The organism is Ktedonobacter racemifer DSM 44963, from assembly GCF_000178855.1.
Lineage (GTDB): Bacteria > Chloroflexota > Ktedonobacteria > Ktedonobacterales > Ktedonobacteraceae > Ktedonobacter > Ktedonobacter racemifer.
Genome location: NZ_ADVG01000004.1, coordinates 589,021 through 608,482, shown reverse-complemented (window position 1 = coordinate 608,482; position 19,462 = coordinate 589,021). Strand labels below are relative to the sequence as shown.

Below are 19,462 nucleotides of genomic sequence, written 5' to 3'. Positions count from 1 at the left end.
TGAACTGCTACCTTTCAGGAAGTGAAGGGAAGGTTAGACTTGTTCCCCTTTACCACCCTGAGGAATGTTGCCGTTATAGTTGGTTGAGCGGACGTGAAGATCGGTATGGACCTCTGCCTCTGAACCACGCTCCAACCCCAGGTCACGCAACACGTCTGCCGGAGTATCAAACTTACGTTCGGGAAGCTCTACAAGCTTATCGCTAATCTGTTGCTCTACCCCATATTGTTTGGCGTAGGTCACCAGGTTGGCTTTCGTGGTAGGGTATTGCACTCCATTCAGGAATTTCTCCAGGCGTGCATATGGTTCCGTCATAAGTAGGCTGCTCCTCTCAAAATTTTATAGCTTCTGTTAGCTAGCACGTTGACCCGGCCTGAGAAGATACAGGCTCTTCTGTATAGGGAAAAAGATATAAGTGATACTCTTCTGTTCCCTGATGCGTATTAGAAAGGAGCATTATTCTACCTTTTTACAGCAGCCAGCTCTTGATGTCAGCGACCCCACAGGTGAACCTGGGGGCTTGCCCGAAACCGCCTCGTGCGGTCTGGGACAAGCCCCGATGCTGACCAGCCCCCGTGGTGTTCGCACCGCGGAGCCGTTGTCTGGAGGTGCCTCCGTTCGGACCATTCGGTGGCTTTTCCAGCCGTATGCTCTTCAATCCCGATGTTAAACAGGTTGATGGGGTGTCCAAAGCCAGTGTATCGGGAAGATGGCCGCCAGACACACAGGGGCGAGGAAAACTGTACCTGTCCGGGCAACCGGGCAGCGATCCCTCATTACCGAGGGTCCCGCAAGGGAAAGAAAGGACGCGAGCACATGTCACGCATTTTGATCGTCGATCAGCAGCGCAGGCCCTTGATGCCCACGACCCCAGCGCGGGCACGTCTCCTGCTCAAGAGCCGCAAGGCCGCGATCCTGCGGCGTTTCCCCCTGGTCCTGATCCTGAAAGAGGCGAGGCCAGAAGCCGTGGTCGAGCCACTGCGGGTCAAACTGGACCCCGGCTCCCAGACCAGCGGGATCGCGGTGGTCAACGAGCGTTCTGGGGAAGTGGTGTGGGCGGCGGAACTCACGCACCGCAGCCAGGCCGTTCATGAAGCCCTCTCCAAGCGCCGGGCAGCCCGCCGTTCCCGGCGCAGCCGCCACACCCGGTACCGCGCGGCCCGCTTTGCCAATCGCCGCCGCCCCAAAGGCTGGCTGGCCCCCTCGTTGCTCAGCCGGGTGCAGCATCTGCTCTGCTGGGCCAAGCGGCTTGCCCGCTGGTGTCCGGTCGGCGCGCTCTCCCTGGAACTGGTGCGCTTTGACCTGGCGCTGCTGCAAACCCCTTCGCTCGAGGGGGTAGACTACCAGCGCGGCACCCTGTGGGGGACCGAAGTGCGCCAGTACCTGCTGGCCAAATGGGAACATCGGTGCGCCTACTGCCAGGCCACCGGCGTCCCGCTCGAGATCGATCACGTGGTGCCCCAGAGTCGAGGGGGCAGCGACCGGATCGCCAACCTGGTGATCGCATGCCATACATGTAACCAATGCAAAGCCGATCAAACGCTCGAAGCGTTCCTGGCCGATCGGCCGGAGGTGCTTGCGCGGGTGCAGGCACAGCGCAAAGCGCCCCTGAGGGACGCCGCCGCGGTGAACAGTACGAGGTGGGCGCTCTACGAGAACCTCAAGACGCTGGGGATGCCGCTGGAAACCGGCTCTGGCGGGCTCACCAAGTGGAACAGGACGAGCCGGAATCTCCCCAAGAGGCACTGGATCGATGCGGCCTGCTGCGGACGCTCCACGCCCGAACGCTTGCGGATCCAGCACGTGCGCCCCTCTCTCATCGAGGCGAGGGGTCGGCAGGCCAGGCGCATGGTGAACGTCGATGAGCAGGGGTTCCCGGTCGGACGAGCCAAGGGGCCGAGCCGGGTGCAGGGCTTTCGCACCGGAGACCTGGTCCGCGCCCGTGTCACGAGAGGGAAGAAGGTCGGGGTGTATGTGGGGCGGGTTGCCATCAAAACCGATGGGTACTTCAAGCTCACGGGTCGTCCGTTCGGCATGGTCGAGGGCATTCACGCCCGCTATTGTACGCCGTTACACCAAAAAGACGGCTATGCCTATTCGCAGGGAGAGGCGGCGCTTCCTCCCCAGGCGTGAACGCCGGGGCTTCCGCGCCGCCGCTTGGTGAATTTTTGCACCTGTGACATTCAAGAAGAGCCTGGTTTTTATCTATTACAAAAAGTAAAGGACGTACTTTTATGAAGAAGATTCTGGTGGTGGGGCATCACACCTTTGCGAATGAGGTGTCTGGCCTGCAAGTCACGTGGGGAGGCGAGCACTACCACTTCATCTATATTTCTTCTGGCGAAGTGGCATTGGATGTGGCGAGAGAGCTGAAACCTGATGTCTTCTTACTCAATTATGCTCTCTCCGATATGAATGGAATTGAACTCTATGATCGTTTACATGCGCAGTCGGAACTAGCCGATGTCCCGGCCCTCCTCTCCTGTGTCCAGATTTTTGATGAGTCCCTGGCTGAGGCGGCAACCAGGCGACACCTCTATATACTGAAACAGCATGTGGATCTCCTGGCTTTGTTCCGCCTGTTCGAGATGGCCCTCTCTGAGCTCAAGACATCGACGGCCAAGCGCCAGGTGGTTTTGCAGGGCGTGCGTGCGAGCTAACGTGCCAATACTTATCATTGGTACATCGACACGTTGTAGGGTCCAGGCTGGCCTGGACTGTTCTCATGGGCAAGGAACGCCTGAAGGCGTTTCTAAATTTATATGAGTGATGGGGTAGGATTGGCGGCTATCTGCTGCCAATCCTACCCCATCACTCATATAAATTTTTACCTGTCTCTCCATATGTACACAGCCGTAATAAAAGGCTGAAGCCGCGAGGCTAGCGGATATACTGGTCCATTACCTCTTTGACCTTGTTGGAGGGAATGGCGAAGCCCATGCCGTTGGCAGGCGTATTGAACTCAGGATTGATGGCTGTTAGTGTGGGGATGCCGACCAGGTTCCCCTGCATATCGACCAGAGCGCCGCCGCTATTGCCTGGATTGATAGGAGCATCCGTCTGTATCGCGCTGTGCAGGGTGACGCCATGCCCCTCGGAGATCGTGCGTCCAACCGCGCTGATGATGCCGCTGGTGACAGTTTTGCTGATGCCCAGTGGACTACCGATGGCGAGCACATCCTGCCCCACCTGAAGTCCTGAGGAGTTACCCAGGGTCGCGGGCGTAAGCGGCGTGGTCGTAGTGACTTTGATGATCGCCAGGTCATAATCGGCGTTGGCTCCCACCAACTGACCGGTCGTTTCGTGCCCATTAGGAAGCTGGACACGGATGTTCTGGGCGTTGTTGACCACGTGATTGTTGGTGACTATATAGCCGCGCTGATCGACGATGACGCCGGAACCAACAGAGTTGCTGGTCTCCTGCTGTGAGTTGATCTGCACCATCGAGGGCTGAATGCGGCTGACTACCCTGAGACGGGCCTCGCTCATAGAGGTGACCGCGATAGGCTGTACAGATGGGATTCCGGTACCGACGCTGTTGCGCCCAAAGGTCCAGCCAGCCCCAAAGAGCATTGCCCCAAAGGCGGTCGCGCACAGCAGGGTCAGGAGTATGGAGCGTAGAACGCGGTCATTGTGGGGTTGTGGTGGGGATGGACGCACTCCCACGGTAGGCGCGTTGTAGTACTCTTTGTACTCTTGATTATAAGCCTGCCAGGGCTGGTATACCTGTTGAGGCGACCAGTGATCTGATGGCCGGTAGCTTGGTGTCGGCTCGGTTATTTTTGTGAGTTCAGGTTCCCCATGATGGCTATCATCATGGGCATTAGGATCATACATAGCTCTACCCTTTCTTGAGAGCCACGGTGGGCACTTTGATCACAAGTCCAAGCCAGCTTGGACCTTACAGACTTACCCCGGCGAGCGGGAGGAGTCCATGCAAGCATGGACCCTACAACGGATGGGATGCACTATCATACTATCTAAAGTAATCGGACGATGTGTAAGAAGTTCTCAATAACAGTATGCGCGTCTTGATAATAGCGCTTGTAGAGCGATTTGCGTTGGTGCTCAATCTTGTTGAAGGTCTCCTGACCATAGAGCTTGACCAGTTCCTGCTTTAGCTCAGGCTCATGCAGCCAGCAGACCATCATTTCACGCGTGAGCTCGATATGATATTGGAGGCCATAGGCGCATTTACGATAGCGAAAGGCCTGGTTGATGCCTTGCTTATCATGGGCTAGTAGGACGCAATTGGCGGGCAGCTCGAAGTGGTCTTCATGCCACTGAAAACCCTGTTGAAAACCTTGCAGATTGGCATAAAGGGGATCTTCTTTTCCCTCCTGTGTAAATTCAACATGGAGAAAGCCTATCTCCGCCTTGGGCATCTTGCTGACCTCGCCTCCCAGGATATGCGCGAGAAGCTGACTACCATAACAGATTCCCAGGAAGGGGAGGTCCTGCTCCACAGCCTCGCGGATGAGCGCATTCTCACTCCAGGAAAAGGGATACTGCATCTCGTCATAGATATGCTGCTTCCCGCCAAAGGCGATCAGGGCATCGTAGGCGGAGGGATCGGGAAGGGCTTCTTCTCCGACGTGGACCACCTTACAGGCAATGCCATTCTCTTGTAGAACCTCGCCCACCAGTCCCGGTGGATTCTCGCGCACATGTTGTAGGGCCAATACACGCTTCATGCTTAACGACTCCTTTCCTGGTGCTGGTGGGTTGCTTGCTCCCTGGCTGGTTGTGTGTGGGATTCCTTCTTCTCCTCGGTCGAAACGCCATGGCTAAAGCCGCCTCCATGGGTGGTGGCGCGGTAGCCTGGCTGGGAGGCGAAGAAATCGAGGGCATGGCGCATATCACGAATGAGCAGATCGGCCATGTCGTGGCTCAAGCCGTCGCGAACCACGATGCGTAAGACCGAGAGATCCTCGCGGTTTTTAGGAAAGGTATAGGCTGGAAGGAGCCAGCCACGCTGGCGCAAGCGATCCGAGAAATCGAAGACGGAGAAATTCGAAGCATCCTGAATCGAGAAGGCGAAGACTGGTAGATCGCTGCCATCTGAGATGAGCTTAAAAGGGCCAATTTTAGCGATCTCGCTGGAGAGATGGAGCGCGACCTCCTGGCACGAGCGCTGGATCCGACTGTAGCCCTCGCGGCCCAGGCGCAGGAAGGTATAGTATTGCGCGATGACCTGGCTCCCTGGGCGCGAGAAGTTAAGCGTAAAGGTTGGCATGGAGCCGCCCAGGTAGTTAACGGAGAAGATAAGCTCCTCTGGCAGCCCGTTGCGGTCGCGCCAGATGGCCCAGCCCACACCAGGGTAGACCAGGCCATATTTATGGCCCGAGGCATTGATAGACTTCACGCGTGGCACGCGGAAATCCCACTCCAGGCCAGGCTGGATGAAGGGCGCGATAAAGCCCCCGCTGGCTGCATCAACGTGGACGGGGATGTCCCAGCCCTTGCTCTCTTGTAGCCTATCGAGTGCCTGGGCAATCTCCTGCACAGGCTCATAACTGCCATCGAAGGTGCTGCCCAGGATTGCAACCACGCCGATGGTGTTCTCGTCGCAGTATTTGACCGCCTCTTCCGCCGTCAGATGATAGCGTTCGCCCTCCATAGGCACCAGGCGTGGCTCGACATCCCAGTAGCGACAAAACTTCTCCCAGCAAACCTGGACATTGATGCCCATAACGAGATTGGGTCGATCTATGGGGAGGCCCCTGGCCTGCCTGCGCTTGCGCCACTGCCACTTCATCGCCATGCCAGCAAGCATACAGGCCTCGCTGGAGCCGACAGTGGAGCAGCCTGTCGCACTGTTCTCATCTGGCGCATGCCAGAGGTGAGCCAGCATATTCACGCAGCGCGACTCGATCTCGGCGGTCTGAGGGTACTCATCTTTATCGATCATATTCTTGTCGAAGGTATCCGCCATAAGTTGCCGGGCCTCGTCCTCCATCCAGGTTGTAACAAAGGTCGCCAGGTTGAGGCGAGCATTGCCATCTAGAATCAGCTCATCGTGGATCATATTATAGGCAGTCTGGGGGAGCATCTCACGTTCGGGAAACTCGTATCGTGGCAGGGAGGCATTGAGCGCGGTACGCCCATACAGCGGAGTCAGAGGCGACTCCTGTTCAGCGGGGCTATGACCATGTTTCTGCTTATGAAGCATGCACAAATCTCCTTCTCGGGCAGCAAATACGTGATTTAACGATAGTAAGCAATTAAGCTAGAAGCACGTAATATGGTTGAGATGTTCTCTCTCTATCACGTATGGGAATGCCTTAAAGTTGCCCGATTGGAGCGCAGTGCAGGCCAGGTAGAGCGATCAATTGGCTTGGTAACAAGTATACGTGATGCTTTCAGTGTAACGCTCTCCTAAATGCCTGGAGAGGAATATATTTGGGATGTGTAGCGCTTTTGCTGTACGACAAAAGCGCTACACATCCCAAATATATTTAATGTAGCCAGGAGGCGGGGATGCCCTGAGTGTGAAGGGCATGGAAGATGCTGAAGCTTGAAAAGCCGCCAAGAATATTGCAGGTGGTCACACAGGCAAAAGCTATGATGCAGAGTGTGATCAGGGCGATATCACTGTGGCGCGCATGTGCTTCATAGAGCCAGGTGCGTTTGCCCACGCCGAAGCAGCGTAGCTCCATGGCGCTGATGATATCTTCTGCTCCTAGAATGGAGCCTATGACCAGAGGTACGATGAGTGGGGCCAGGCGCGCGATCTTGCCAAAGATGCCGCCGCGCAGCTTATCAAGCTCAAAGCCGCGTGCACGTTGAGCATCAAGGGTCGTGCTAAAGTCGCGGCCTACGCTGGGGAGGAAGCGGAACGATAGCTCGATGGCATAGGCGATCCAGTCAGAGAGGCCCAGGCCTTTGATGCCAGATGCGATATGGCCCGGGTTGGTGGTGTAGGGGAATGAAATCGCCAGGAAAGCGATACTAAAATTGCGGAGCGCCTGCGTCAGGAGAAAGACCAGGCTTTCGACGCTTATTGGGAGCGAAATAATGCTGAGATAGGGGGCATGTGAGATGAAGCCAGGAAAGGGGATATGTGTGAGGACATGGAAAGAAGCGACATCCACGCCGCGCACAACTGCGCCATTGGTTAAAAAGAAATTGCCCAGTACAATCATGATATTGAGTACGATGACGAAGCGCCAGGCAGCCCTGGTTTCTCGCCAATGCAGATGGCATTGTTGATAGTAGAATGCAGCCAGGAGAAAGGCCACAAGCATAAACCAGAAGTTAGAGGTCTGAGCGACCATCAGGCTAAAGGCGACCAGAAAGAGCAGCTTCGCGCGCACATCTAGACGATGAACTGGCGTGTCGCGCTCGACATAGGGGAAATTTATTAGCATAGCATGGGCCTACCCTTATCAAAGAAAGGTATGGAGCACACCTCTCAGGTATGCTCCATGTGCATCTCTTAACCGCGTCCAGTGCGTCTCACCGCCGCGTTATACGCTACAAGCAAGATTGGCAGTAGAATCAAGCCATTCACCAGGTCAGAGAGGGCTGCTGGTGTCAGGTACCCGAGGGTTGCCGTTGTAAAGCTGATCTTCGAGAGCCAAATCTCAGTGTACGAAGCGAAGGCGAGACCAACGATAATACCGATAGCGCTAAAGAGCTCGGCGATAACGATCCTGCGTGTGGTATTGTAGCGCCCAAGTGTGTAAAAGATGGCCACGCCAGCGATAAAGCCGATAAGGGCATTACCAACATCCCAATTCCAGTAGAAGCCGCCACCGAGCCAGTCGCCCAGAATGTTGCCTACACCACCCGCGAAGAGGCCGACCCAGGGACCATACAGGACTGCGAAGAGCAGTGGAATAACAATGGCCGGGCGGAGTGAGACATTGCCCGCGCTGGGAAGCTGAATAAAATTGCTCAGGTAGCTTAAGCCGCCGTAAAGAGCCGCACCAAGCGCTGCATAGACCACGTGGCGAACGCCAATGCTCCAGAAATTGGACCTGGACTCGGTTTGTTCAATGCTTGCCATTGAGAAATATCCTTTCCGCGATAAAACAAAATGAATCGCTCGAAGAGGGTGAATAGAGAGTAGCAATGATAAAAGAAAATACAATGGCCGTAAAAAAGTCGTTCTCCGGTAAAGATAGATCCCTGTAATGCACCTCCTTTCATAAAAGATTATTTATAGAGAAAGCACTTAGCTCACCTGTTGCCGTGTACCTAAGAGGTAGTGCAGCAGGGAGGTAGGGCGGAGATTGCACTCATCCAGGAGCTTTGCGTCCGAGAGCACCTCAAGTGGTACACCATCGGCAACCAGGCGTCCATCCTTGAGCAGGAGGACGCGTTTGGTGAAGCGTAGCGCCAGGTCCAGGTCATGGGTGATAAAGAGCAGGGCATCCAGGCCGGGTAGGTCGCGCAGGTGCTCCATAAAGTTCATATATGAGCGGTGATCCTGGCCCGCCGTAGGCTCGTCAAGCAGAAGGATACTGCTTTGCATAGCAAGCACCGAGGCGATAGTGACGCGTTTCTGTTGACCAAAACTGAGTGAGAAGGGAGAGCGCTGCTCAAAGGCATCGACATCAAGGGCTTTAAGCGAGGCCTGCACTGCTTCCTGGACGCGCTCCTTTGTAAAGCCCAGGTTGGTGGGACCAAAGCTGGCTTCTTCAGTCACGCTAGGTGCGAAGAGCATCGCGTTTGGACTCTGGAAGACATAGCCAATGCGCGCGGCCAACTGGGCTACACTGAGTTTACGTGTATCGTCCTGGTAGAGGCTAACGCGCCCCTTCGTGGGACGGAGCAGGCCGAGGGCTTGCTTGACCAGGGTGGTTTTCCCCGAACCGTTTGGCCCGAGCAGCGCGATGGTCTCCCCACGCTGTACGCTAAACGAGATGCCACGCAGGATCTCTTCGGAGAAGAGTCCGTAGCGGTAGTGGACATCCTCAAAGCGAAGAATGGGCTCAGTTGCTTGCTGCTGGTCTTTCTCACCCAGAGTAATGGGCTGAAGCAGCCAATCGCGTGGTTGTGCAGTTGCAGGTATTGTGCGTAGCGTGGCCTCGACTGGGAGCTTGACCTGGGTAGGGTCGGCGATCTCAAGGAATTGGGCGGTGGGGCCAAAGAAGGCCTGTTTGCCCTCGTGCAGGAGCAGGACCTTATCGGGATTGAGCCGCAGGGCCTCCTCAACCCGGTGCTCCACAATTACTACAGTACGTCCCTCGGCCTGCAGATTGGCGATGAGCTGTTCCAGTTCATCAATCGCGCGGGCATCCAGGTTGGCAAAGGGCTCATCGAAGAGCATGATCGCGGGCTGCATAACGAGGATGCCAGCCGCCGCGACCTGTTGGCGTTGCCCTCCGGAGAGGGCGAAGGTTTCGCGTCCCTGATAGCGCTCCAGGTGTAGCTGCTCTAGGGCGTTCCTCACACGCTGGCGCATCTCAGGCCGAGGCACGGCCAGATTCTCCAGGCCAAAGGCGATCTCCTGCTCGACGGTGCTGCCCACGACCTGCTTATCGGGGTCCTGGAGCATCGTCCCAATATAGTGAGCCAGGTCACGCAGCTTCAGTCCCTTTGTAGTGTGCCCCTGGAGCTGAATCTCGCCGCTGAGCACCCCCTTATAGCTATTGGGAATAAGCCCATTCAAGCACTTGATCAGCGTGCTTTTGCCACTGCCGCTGGGACCAGCAATCAATAAGAGTTCTCCCGCCGGGAGAGTAAAAGAAATATCTTCAATCGTAGAGGGAGCCGAAGCCTCCTCTGTAGATGTCTTGGGGCTTGTATCATCCTCGTTGGCGCCACGATAGCGAAAGCTTAGCTGATGGACATGGATGGCTGGAGGAGGGGTAGAACTGTCTTGTTGCGCGGATGTCGTCATTGGGCGACCTCAATGGTATAAAAATAAAGAAAATAAGTGCTAGTAAGCTGCCCGACACTGCTCAAATACGCGTCGTGCCACACCTGGCCTCAGCTAAGGAAAAGAGGGGAGTGCAGAGGGGCGTCAGCCCCCTGCGTCCCCTTCCCATGCCGCCGTAGGCGGCATAAAATACCTTTCAATGAAACTTAACAGAGCAATAGACAAAGCTCTATATAAGCGAGCAGGCTATAAAATGGGAAGAGCTTATGCCTTATATATTACTCAAGAAAGGCTGGATTTGTCAATAATGACAAAGTAGATCAACAAACGTAACTTTGGCACGAAGGGAAGAAGGCGCCAGGAAGCGTTCGGCAAAACATACAAAAGAGCGGATGTTAAATTCATGCTTTTTGTATCTAACGCCTGCGTAAATGCGATGGTACACTCTGTATTAGCGATGCTTCATGTGAATATTTAACATGATGAGTCAAGAATTAGTGTGTGCCAAGTAGTAACTAGTACCTGATGGGTATGCATGCGATGCAGCAGTATTTTTGCCAGCCATACCCTGGCTAAGCGATTGGTTCACTCAAGGAGATGAGGCTTCTGTTAAACACGGATGTTTAGCGGGAGCACGCGTTAAAGCCGTCTTATTGGGGGAACAAGTGCATGATACCGTTGCGCTATCCGTGGAGAAAGCGACTGAACAGGTCGCGACTCATTGTCCCTACTGCGCCCTTCAATGTGGCATGCTTCTCTCAGGTCCTCGCGACCGGGTTACGGTCGAGGGGAACGAACACTTTCCCGTCAATAATGGGTCCCTCTGTGTCAAAGGCTGGAACGCTGCCGAACTACTCAATCACCCCGACCGTCTCCGTACGCCTCTGCTGCGTGACGCGCAGGGAAGGCTGGTTCCCGCTTCGTGGGAGGAAGTACGCTGCGTCCGCTGGGGGGATACATCGCGGATAGGCTGGGAGGTGTGCGTGTACTCTCCATCCTGCTGCTCTTGATTGCTGGCACGTACGCGCTGGCCTCGTTGCTTCTGCCGATTGGTTTTACGGGCGCCCTGTTCATCGTTGGCATCGCCTTCCTGGGTATGGGCAATGGAGCGGTCTTCCAGCTTGTGCCACAGCGTTTCCAGCGCACGATTGGGGTCGCGACCGGCCTGGTAGGCGCCCTGGGTGGTATCGGTGGCTTTGTTCTCCCCTTCCTGTTGGGGTCAATCAAACAGACGAGTGGTTCATATGCTGCAGGCTGGATCACCCTGGCGATCTTCGCGTTTGTGGTCCTGGCCGTTCTACGCCTGCTAGCCGCCTTACGGGCAAGCTGGCGCTCGTCCTGGGCGACTGAGGCAGAGAGTACAGAGATCATCTATACTCAAGCCTCTGGAGTTTAAGGGATGCAAGAATAATTAATCATCCCGGGGCGAATATTCGAACAAAGGGTTCTGAGGCCAGTATTTGCGTTCGAATATTCGCCCAAATTACCACCAAAAAGGGAAGGAAGACGCAAAAGAAGTCGTCTGTGTCGTCGGGCGCACTCCTAGACTTCTTCCACCTCATACGCCATGGTCCGGAAGCTAGTTCCAGTGCTGCGGACTAAACTGGCGGCATCTTGCGCGGTTGCCTGGCCTTGAGGCGATTGGAGCGCCTTCTGGAGAGCGTCCATGGTGTCCCACTCTAACTCGGCTATCCAATAATAGGGTTCGCCTCCGCGAAGCGCCGTCACGTGAGGGCCAATGGTGTAGCGTCGCAGGCCAGGCATTTGCTTGACCAATGGGATATGTACGTCGCGATAGTGGCGCTCAAAGGCCACGGGATCTTCCGGGGTATTCCAAAGTACAATGTATTTGACCATATCGTCCTCGCTTTCAATAGTCACTTATTGTCACTCTATGTTTGCACTTTTGGGAAGGAGGTAGCAGGAAAGGACACCATGTGGTATCAAACATGAGCCTCAAATCTGGCCATGAGCCTCAAAGCGTTTGTATTTACACACAGACTCCCTATCAGCGCCTGGTAGCCACCGGAACACTTCAGAAGACGCGCTGGCTTGCGTGCAAATCCTTTACGAGCAGACCAACCCTATGACTCGAAGATCTATCGGAGGCTTTCGGTTTTGTGGGAAGTCCCCTCTGCGGCCACCAGCGCCGCCTAAACTGTTCTGTTTTTCTCCATCCTGATAATCGTGTGCCCGCGCGCCTCACCTTTGAGGACGCGTTCCAGGGCTGCGGGCAGTTCCTCGAAGCTGATCTCGTGGCCGATAGCGCTCAGGAGGTGCGCTGGCTTGTAGTCATCAGCCAGATGCTGCCACAATTCGCGCCGCAGCTCCATGGGACAGGTGACAGAATCGATGCCCAGCAGTTTGACCCCACGCAAGATAAATGGGAGAACAGTGGTGCTGAAATTGAAGCCGCCGGTGTTGCCAAAGGCTGCGATGGAGCCGCCGTATTTTGTGGTGCGCAGCAGATAGGCCAGGGTTGAGCCGCCCACGGCATCGACGCAGCCCGCCCAGAGTTCTTTCTCCAGCGGGCGCTTGCTCTCCGCCGAGGTGATGGCGCGGTCGAGAATTTCGCTGGCACCTAGTTCGCGCAGATAGGCGTGTTCGGCCTCTTTGCCGGTGCTGGCCGCGACCTGATAGCCGAGATTGTGCAGGATGCTGAGCGCGATACTGCCCGCGCCACCGGTCGCGCCCGTCACCAGAACCGGGCCATTCTCAGGTTTCAACCCATTTTTCTCCAACTGATGGACTGCCAGCGCGGAGGTAAAGCCTGCTGTGCCAAGCGCCATCGCCTCTTTGAGCGTTAGCCCTTGCGGCTTGGCGACGACCCAATCTGCCTTGACGCGCGCGTACTCGCTAAAGCCGCCATAGTGGCTGACCCCCAGGTCGTAGCTGGTCACGATCACCTCGTCGCCCGCCCGAAAACGTGCGTCGCTGGACTCCTCAATCACGCCCGCCAGATCGATGCCCGGCACCATGGGATAGGTGCGCACGACGACCTTCCCCTCTGGGCTTGAGGCCAGCCCATCTTTGTAGTTCACCCCCGAATAAGCCACCTTGATCAGAACCTCGCCCGCTGGCAGTTCTGCCTGGCTCAGCTCTCCCAGCGCGGCGCTAAAACTTTCCTCTGTCTTGTTGACGATAAACGCATGAAACGTTGCTGGCATGTTTGCTCTCCATAAGTTTGATGTAGTGTACAGGCGAAGCTTGCTTCCGTCTTCCCCCGCTTATTAAAAATGCAATGAATTTGCTCCCGCCTTTCAGTTTCTTTCCTCTCTCGTTCGGCTCATGAAACCTGGAATGATCTGATGGTGTTCTGTTGGATCTATCCAGGCTTTATAGGGTATCGAGCAGTAACAGACAGGAAAACAACGCTAGAGAATATTCATTCCAAAATCTCACTTTTTGCATCTTTTACCGTTTTGAATACTCTCGATGCGCAAACAGAAGCACTCCTTTTCGCTGATCGAGACGAGAGCGACACCCCCTTTTCACGCTCAAAAATCCTTAGCGTTGTTTTCCTGTCCGTGGAGCAGCAGTTTTGCTCTTCTTTCCATGCTTAGAATAAGGAGAGCAATCGTTAGACAAACTCATCATTCACCAAAATTGGGCAAGACCCAGCAATGATTACACAAGCTCTAAGGAGGCATCGAAACGGGGTGCGGAATGCGTCAGCGCACCAAGTGAAATAAAGTCGACACCAGTTCCCGCGATCGCGACGAGTTGCTCCGCGTTTGGATCGATATTTCCCGAAGCTTCGATCAAGATCTGCGGTGCTTGTGCACGAATAACGGTCACAGCGCGGCGCATCGTCTCGATGTCCATGTTATCTAACAGGATAACGTCTGCTCCAGCACTCAACGCCTCCTGTACTTCGTCCAAGGTTTCGCACTCCACCTCAACCTTCAACGAGTGAGGAGCCTGCGATCTCGCGCCTGTAACAACCTGTGCAATACCCCCAGCAGTGACAATATGGTTATCTTTAATCAACACGCCATCACTCAAATTGAAACGATGGTTCTGCCCACCACCGCACCGCACCGCTTCTTTCTCCAGACGGCGCAACCCTGGCGTCGTCTTACGCGTATCACGCACGAGGGCATGTGTCTCCTCAAGGGCAGCCGCACAATGGGCAGTCAATGTTGCAATCCCAGAGAGATGCCCCAGGAAGTTCAAGGCGACTCGTTCGGCGCTGAGTACTGAACGCGCAGGGCCAGTAATACGTGCCAGCACATCACCAGCTCGTACAGGTGCGCCATCGGAGACGACCGCGTCAACGGTGATCCGGCTATCAAACAGGCGGAACGTTTCTATGGCCACGGACAAACCTGCCACGACGCCATCTTCACACGCGAGGATTCGTGCACGCGCTTGTTGATCCTGAGCGACGGTACTCAAGGTGGTGATATCGTTGTAGGCACCATCTTCTTCAAGCGCCAACGTGAGCAAGTCGCGAATGGTTTTGTGCATAAGGGATGTTCCTCTCTTTCCTAAAGGACTGCCTGTACATCAATCTGCTGTCGCTGCCAGGCGAAGTGGCGATACTCAAGGTTCTCATCGGTTGTCTGGTAGTCGAGACGCCAATGGCTACCACGACTCTCACGACGCTCCAGAGCTGCGACAATCACCAGTTCGGCGACCTGCAACATATTGCGTGTTTCATGCCAGCTACGGTTCATCTCATCCTCCCGTCTTCTGGTTAGCAGGGTCTGTAACTCTCGTACACGCTTCTGAACAGTACATAAGCCGTCGTGACTGCGCGCAAGCGAGACATATTCCCACATCAGCTGCCGCAATTTGCCACGTATTTGCGCGAAAGACATTTCCTTCATCGCAGATAACGATTGTACGTCCATATCAGAAACCATCGCAGGCGTCTTGAAAATCGATGAAGTTCGTAGTGAAGACCATGGCACGGAGGCTCTCTGCTCGTCTTGCGCAGCCAGGGTATCGGCGACGCGCAGACCATAGACCAGTCCTTCCAGCAAGGAGTTGCTGCCAAGGCGATTCGCTCCATGCACACCAGTGCATGAGACTTCGCCAACCGCGTAGAGCGCGGGCACACTGGTTCGCCCATGGGTATCGACCATAACGCCCCCCATACAGTAGTGCGCGGCGGGCGCGATGGGGAGTAGATCCCGCGCCAGGTTCAGGCCGTTCTCACGACAGAAGGCCGAAATGGTGGGAAAACGGGCATGCATCTTCTCGGCAGGCAGGTGCCGCAGGTCCAGGTACTGGCAATCCGTTTCCTCAAGCAACATCTCTCTGCGTATGGCCCGTGCCACGACATCGCGGGGCGCGAGTTCCTCCTGCACGCTATAGCGGGGCATAAAACGCTCACCCGCGTGATTGCGCAGATACGCGCCCTCCCCACGCACCGCCTCAGAAATCAGGTGCGAGGTCCCGTTGGCGACGAGAACGGTGGGATGGATCTGCATAAACTCAAGGTCAACCAAGGCGGCTCCAGCACGCCACGCCAGTGCCAATCCATCCGCCGTCGCGCCAGAGGGATTCGAGGTATGGAGCCAGAGGCCGCCCGCGCCACCACTCGCGAGTACGGTCGCCTCGGCACGCAGTGTCAGCGTTTGTCCATCACGATCACTGGCACGTACACCCACACATTTCCCACCCTCCAGCACAAGGTCCTCGACAAATGCTTTTTCAAAGATGGTGATGGAGGAACGCGCACGCACAGCCATCATCAAGGCTCGCTCGATCTCATATCCGGTCGCGTCGCCGCCCGCGTGCAGCACACGCCAGCGACTATGCGCCCCCTCTCGGCCAAGCAGAAACCCATCAGGCGTTACATGTGCCTCACTTCCCGCTTGCGCGCGGTCAAACTGGACTCCCTGCTCCATCAGCCAGCGCGCGGCCTCCGGTCCATGCTCGACCAGAATACGCACCGCGTCCGCGTCACAGAGACCTGCTCCCGCCGCCATCGTATCTTGAAAATGGAATTGCGGGCTGTCGTCTTGTGCCAGGGCAACCGCGAGTCCCCCTTGCGCATAGCGCGTGTTGCTCTCGCCGAGCTGACCCTTGGTCAGCAGGGCGACGCGCATCGTTTCGGGAAGCCGCAGGGCCAACGATAAGCCCGCGATGCCTCCTCCTACAATCGCGACAGTAAAGGGTTGATTATCATCCAGGATAGGCATGTCTCTTATTCTCCTTTGGTTGAATATCTGATCACTAAGTGTGTATTTTACACTTAGTGATCAGATAAAAAAGAAAAGGCGGTGCACATACATCAACCTTTGTTAGGGATGCAAGAATAATTAATCATCCCGGGGCGAATATTCGAACAAAGGGTTCTGAGGCCAGTATTTGCGTTCGAATATTCGCCCAAATTACCACCAAAAAGGGAAGGAAGACGCAAAAGAAGTCGTCTGTGTCGTCGGGCGCACTCCTAGACTTCTTCCACCTCATACGCCATGGTCCGGAAGCTAGTTCCAGTGCTGCGGACTAAACTGGCGGCATCTTGCGCGGTTGCCTGGCCTTGAGGCGATTGGAGCGCCTTCTGGAGAGCGTCCATGGTGTCCCACTCTAACTCGGCTATCCAATAATAGGGTTCGCCTCCGCGAAGCGCCGTCACGTGAGGGCCAATGGTGTAGCGTCGCAGGCCAGGCATTTGCTTGACCAATGGGATATGTACGTCGCGATAGTGGCGCTCAAAGGCCACGGGATCTTCCGGGGTATTCCAAAGTACAATGTATTTGACCATATCGTCCTCGCTTTCAATACTCCTGTTTTTGGGCTTTCCGTCTGTTGTCAATGCATGCTCGCTTCTAGAGGAGACACTCGCGCTGTTGACGGAACTCATTGTAGCTGACTGGCGCCTAGTGGTAGAATGGATATGCCTTCGTATTGACTGTTCGTCTTGTTTCGTCTTGGCTGTTCGTCTTGTTCCCCCGGGTGGGTGGAGGCGAAAAGGAGTGGAAAGAGCCTGATGCCCCATGCGACGCGGGAATGGGAACCTGCCTCATTCGATCAACTGCTTCGTCTGTTTCGTGTGCGACCACGAGTTGGAAGCAAGAAAAAGCTCCGCCAGATCGATCTGGCCGCGCTGGTGGGGGTTGAAACCCGAACCCTGCAACTCTGGGAGAGTGGTGAGCGTTTGCCTGGTCCCGACAACTTACAGCGTTTGATCGGTGTCCTGTTGGCTGAGCGCCTTCTGTTGCCGGGAGAGGAGGAACAGGAAGCCCGGCGCCTATGGGAAACCGTTGTTCAGGCGTATGAGGAGCGCCCAGGCGCCTACCGTCGCTATCCCTCATTTGACGAGCGCTGGTTCCGTCGCCTGTTGCAAGAGACAACGCACGCGCCAGTAGCGGAAGATGGACTCCACCAGGAAACACACGCAGGAGAGCGCGGCAAGCACACCGGGTCGGCGTATCATAACACGCCCACCAATCTTCGCCCTCACCCTACTGCTTTTATTGGACGTGGTCCTGATCTTGCCGAGATCAAGCAGCTCCTGGTACACACACAATTCGTGACCTTGACGGGCGCTGGCGGCTGCGGGAAAACGCGCTTGGCGCAACGGGTCGGCAAAGACATGCGTGACCAGTATGTTGATGGCGTCTGGCTGGTGGAATTGGCCACCCTCACTGATGCTGCCCTGCTGCCCGGTCTCATCGCGACCACTCTGGCGCATCAGGAGCAGCCAGGACACCCTCTGTTGGAGACGCTTGTCGCGGTTTTGCAAACCAGACGGATGCTGTTGATTCTGGATAATTGTGAGCACTTAGTGGAAGCCTGCGCCAGTGTCGCGGAACATCTGCACGCCGTCTGCCCATCACTAGCCTTGTTGATCACTAGCCGCGAAGCCCTCAACGTTGCCGGGGAAACTGTCTGGCAGGTTGCGCCGCTGACAGTGCCTGCACGCTCTCTCCAGCCAGTAACAGCGGCTCAGATCAGACACACAGAGGCAGTCCAGCTCTTTCTCGCGCGCGTGCGCCTTCTTCTGCCCCATTTCGAGCTGACAGACCAGAATGCATTGGTAATCGCGTCCATTTGTCAACAGCTCGATGGCCTCCCGCTCGCGCTGGAACTGGCTGCCGCACGGATGAACCTGCTTTCCCTGGAGCAGCTGGCCGAGCGCCTGGAAGATCGTTTCCATCTGCTCACTGCTGGTCGGCGCACGGCGCTGCCCCGTCACCAGACGCTGCGTGCCACGCTGGATTGGAGTTATGAGAGCCTGAGCCAGCAGGAGCGGCGACTGTTCAGGCGCCTGAGTGTGTTCGCCGGGGACTGTACACTAGAGGCCATGGAAGCTATCTGCGCCTGGCCTGCAACGGAGACCGATCCTGCCGAACTGACGATAGAGCCAGGGGAAGTGCTGGGTCTCCTGGCCCAGCTTGTGAACAAATCTCTGGTCCTGACAGTCTCAGCTCATGGAGAAACAGGCCCGCACGCCCTCCGCTATCGTCTGCTGGAAACGATGAAGCGCTATGGGCAGGAACAATTAGAAGAGTGGGGAGGGAAGATCACACAAGAGCTGTTTCTGTTGCAAGAGCGGCATGCTCGGTATTATTTGGAACTGGTCGAGCAGGCTGATCGCCATCTGCGCAGCAGCGCACGAGAAACTTGGTTGGTGCAGCTACGAGCCGAGCAGGAGAATCTGCGTACCACGTTGGCCTGGAGTCTCACCCCCCAGGGAGAACTGGAGGTGGGTATGCGCATTGCGGGTGTGCTTTACTTGTTCTGGTTCCATGAAGGAATCTGGAGTGAAGGGCGCAGATGGTTGGAAAAGCTGCTGGCACGGGTGCCGCATCACGTTGAGAGTATTCCTCTGGTGAGAGCAGTTCATGGATTGAGCATCCTTGTCTGGGTTCAGGGAGAACAGCAACTGGCTGAGCACCTAGCACGAGAAGCAGTGGCCCTGGCTCGGCGCAGCGGCGATGACGCCCTGCTCGCGACCACGCTGCGCCTGCTGGTCCAGGTTGAACTGAGCCAGGGAAACCAGAAAACTGCCAGGGAGTTCGCCGAAGAGAGCGTACGCTTGGCACGTGAGCAGGGAGACCACTGGAATCTGGCAAGTTCACTGAGCGTGCTGGGAACGGTACTCCAGGTGCAAGGAGACCATACCCAGGCTGAGCAAATATATCAGGAGAGCCTGCGCGGCTTCGAGGAAACGGGGGATCGCTGGGAGCAAACCGGTCCATTGCGCAGCCTGGGATATCTCGCCTGGATGCGAGGAGAGTATGAGCTGGCTACTCGCTTCTATACCAGGAGCATCGCCCTCTGCCAGGGCATGCGTGGCACCTGGCTCCTTACTCGTAGTCTGGAGGGACTGGCTAGGGTGGTCTGTGCGCAAGGCGATTTCCCGCGTACGGCCACCCTTCTCGCTGCTGCGGAGAAACAACGCATCGCCTTGGGGGCTGTCGTCCTGCCCACTGCACGCGCCAATTACGATGACACGATCAGTTTCCTGCATACCTCCCTCAGCTCGCAAGCCTTTGAGGAAGCCTGGCACCTTGGCAGTTCGATGAGCAGAGAACAAAGCATAGTCTACGCTCTTGGGAGTGATTCTGACACCTTTTCCAAGCGTCCTCTGCGCTAATCCAATTCCTTGGTATTGCTTTCCGTTCTGCTCGTGCTTAAGTACCTGTGTTCCTTGTAGAAAAACTCAGCAAAGAA

16 protein-coding genes and 1 pseudogene are annotated in these 19,462 nt (G+C 56.0%); 5 read left to right on the top strand and 12 right to left on the bottom strand.

Annotated elements, in window-relative coordinates; translation table 11 throughout:
• Nucleotides 1-33 precede the first annotated feature (33 nt).
• The gene (locus KRAC_RS44345) at nucleotides 34-315 is read right to left on the bottom strand and encodes a DUF2795 domain-containing protein (protein WP_007918570.1); all 282 of its coding nucleotides are present in this window, start codon (nucleotides 313-315) and stop codon (nucleotides 34-36) included.
• 501 nt (nucleotides 316-816) lie between these two features.
• Here KRAC_RS44345 and iscB point away from each other — a divergent pair.
• Both iscB and KRAC_RS44335 read left to right on the top strand, forming a co-directional pair.
• Nucleotides 817-2,133: an RNA-guided endonuclease IscB gene (gene iscB, locus KRAC_RS44340; protein ID WP_007918568.1), complete on the top strand. Its 1,317-nt coding sequence runs from the start codon at nucleotides 817-819 to the stop codon at nucleotides 2,131-2,133.
• Between the two features lie 101 nt (nucleotides 2,134-2,234).
• The gene (locus tag KRAC_RS44335; RefSeq protein WP_007918562.1) at nucleotides 2,235-2,660 is read left to right on the top strand and encodes a PleD family two-component system response regulator; all 426 of its coding nucleotides are present in this window, start codon (nucleotides 2,235-2,237) and stop codon (nucleotides 2,658-2,660) included.
• A 220-nt stretch (nucleotides 2,661-2,880) separates the two neighbouring features.
• Here the strand turns inward: KRAC_RS44335 and KRAC_RS44330 are convergent, their stop codons facing one another.
• The 6 genes from KRAC_RS44330 to KRAC_RS44305 form a co-directional block, all read right to left on the bottom strand.
• Nucleotides 2,881-3,837, bottom strand: coding sequence for a S1C family serine protease (locus tag KRAC_RS44330; protein WP_007918561.1), 957 nt, complete (start codon nucleotides 3,835-3,837; stop codon nucleotides 2,881-2,883).
• A 143-nt stretch (nucleotides 3,838-3,980) separates the two neighbouring features.
• Nucleotides 3,981-4,694 (bottom strand): type 1 glutamine amidotransferase, encoded by a 714-nt coding sequence (locus KRAC_RS44325; protein WP_007918560.1) that lies wholly within the window; start codon nucleotides 4,692-4,694, stop codon nucleotides 3,981-3,983.
• Between the two features lie 2 nt (nucleotides 4,695-4,696).
• On the bottom strand, nucleotides 4,697-6,172 hold the full coding sequence (gene gad, locus KRAC_RS44320; protein ID WP_007918559.1) for a glutamate decarboxylase: 1,476 nt from the start codon (nucleotides 6,170-6,172) through the stop codon (nucleotides 4,697-4,699).
• A 286-nt stretch (nucleotides 6,173-6,458) separates the two neighbouring features.
• On the bottom strand, nucleotides 6,459-7,370 hold the full coding sequence (locus KRAC_RS44315) for an energy-coupling factor transporter transmembrane component T family protein (RefSeq protein WP_007918558.1): 912 nt from the start codon (nucleotides 7,368-7,370) through the stop codon (nucleotides 6,459-6,461).
• Nucleotides 7,371-7,438: 68 nt separating this feature from the next.
• On the bottom strand, nucleotides 7,439-8,011 hold the full coding sequence (locus KRAC_RS44310) for an ECF transporter S component (RefSeq protein ID WP_007918557.1): 573 nt from the start codon (nucleotides 8,009-8,011) through the stop codon (nucleotides 7,439-7,441).
• Nucleotides 8,012-8,179: 168 nt separating this feature from the next.
• Nucleotides 8,180-9,850: an ABC transporter ATP-binding protein gene (locus KRAC_RS44305; protein WP_007918556.1), complete on the bottom strand. Its 1,671-nt coding sequence runs from the start codon at nucleotides 9,848-9,850 to the stop codon at nucleotides 8,180-8,182.
• 644 nt (nucleotides 9,851-10,494) lie between these two features.
• Here KRAC_RS44305 and KRAC_RS80245 point away from each other — a divergent pair.
• Both KRAC_RS80245 and KRAC_RS44300 read left to right on the top strand, forming a co-directional pair.
• Nucleotides 10,495-10,758: pseudogene (locus KRAC_RS80245) on the top strand (nitrite reductase); the annotation flags it as partial.
• Nucleotides 10,752-11,225 carry an MFS transporter gene (locus KRAC_RS44300; protein ID WP_052569153.1) on the top strand — a complete coding sequence of 158 codons (474 nt, stop codon included), beginning with the start codon at nucleotides 10,752-10,754 and terminating at the stop codon, nucleotides 11,223-11,225. The pseudogene KRAC_RS80245 and the gene KRAC_RS44300, both read left to right, overlap by 7 nt.
• 146 nt (nucleotides 11,226-11,371) lie before the next feature.
• On the opposite strand, the gene KRAC_RS44295 is transcribed toward KRAC_RS44300, so the two are convergent.
• The 5 genes from KRAC_RS44295 to KRAC_RS44275 all read right to left on the bottom strand — a co-directional run bounded on the left by KRAC_RS44295 (nucleotide 11,372) and on the right by KRAC_RS44275 (nucleotide 16,598).
• Nucleotides 11,372-11,686 (bottom strand): EthD family reductase, encoded by a 315-nt coding sequence (locus tag KRAC_RS44295; protein ID WP_007918542.1) that lies wholly within the window; start codon nucleotides 11,684-11,686, stop codon nucleotides 11,372-11,374.
• A 296-nt stretch (nucleotides 11,687-11,982) separates the two neighbouring features.
• Entirely contained in the window at nucleotides 11,983-12,996 is a 1,014-nt protein-coding gene (locus tag KRAC_RS44290; RefSeq protein WP_007918551.1) for an acrylyl-CoA reductase family protein, read from the bottom strand.
• 460 nt (nucleotides 12,997-13,456) lie between these two features.
• A complete protein-coding gene (nadC, locus tag KRAC_RS44285) occupies nucleotides 13,457-14,299 on the bottom strand; it encodes a carboxylating nicotinate-nucleotide diphosphorylase (protein WP_007918544.1) in 843 nt (280 codons plus the stop codon).
• 20 nt (nucleotides 14,300-14,319) lie between these two features.
• On the bottom strand, nucleotides 14,320-15,981 hold the full coding sequence (nadB, locus tag KRAC_RS44280) for an L-aspartate oxidase (RefSeq protein WP_007918543.1): 1,662 nt from the start codon (nucleotides 15,979-15,981) through the stop codon (nucleotides 14,320-14,322).
• A 251-nt stretch (nucleotides 15,982-16,232) separates the two neighbouring features.
• Nucleotides 16,233-16,598, bottom strand: a complete 366-nt coding sequence (locus KRAC_RS44275) for an EthD family reductase (RefSeq protein WP_211221430.1) — start codon at nucleotides 16,596-16,598, stop codon at nucleotides 16,233-16,235.
• Nucleotides 16,599-16,772: 174 nt separating this feature from the next.
• Here KRAC_RS44275 and KRAC_RS44270 point away from each other — a divergent pair, with 174 nt between their 5' ends.
• Nucleotides 16,773-19,385, top strand: coding sequence for an ATP-binding protein (locus tag KRAC_RS44270; protein ID WP_007918540.1), 2,613 nt, complete (start codon nucleotides 16,773-16,775; stop codon nucleotides 19,383-19,385).
• Nucleotides 19,386-19,462: the final 77 nt, after the last annotated feature.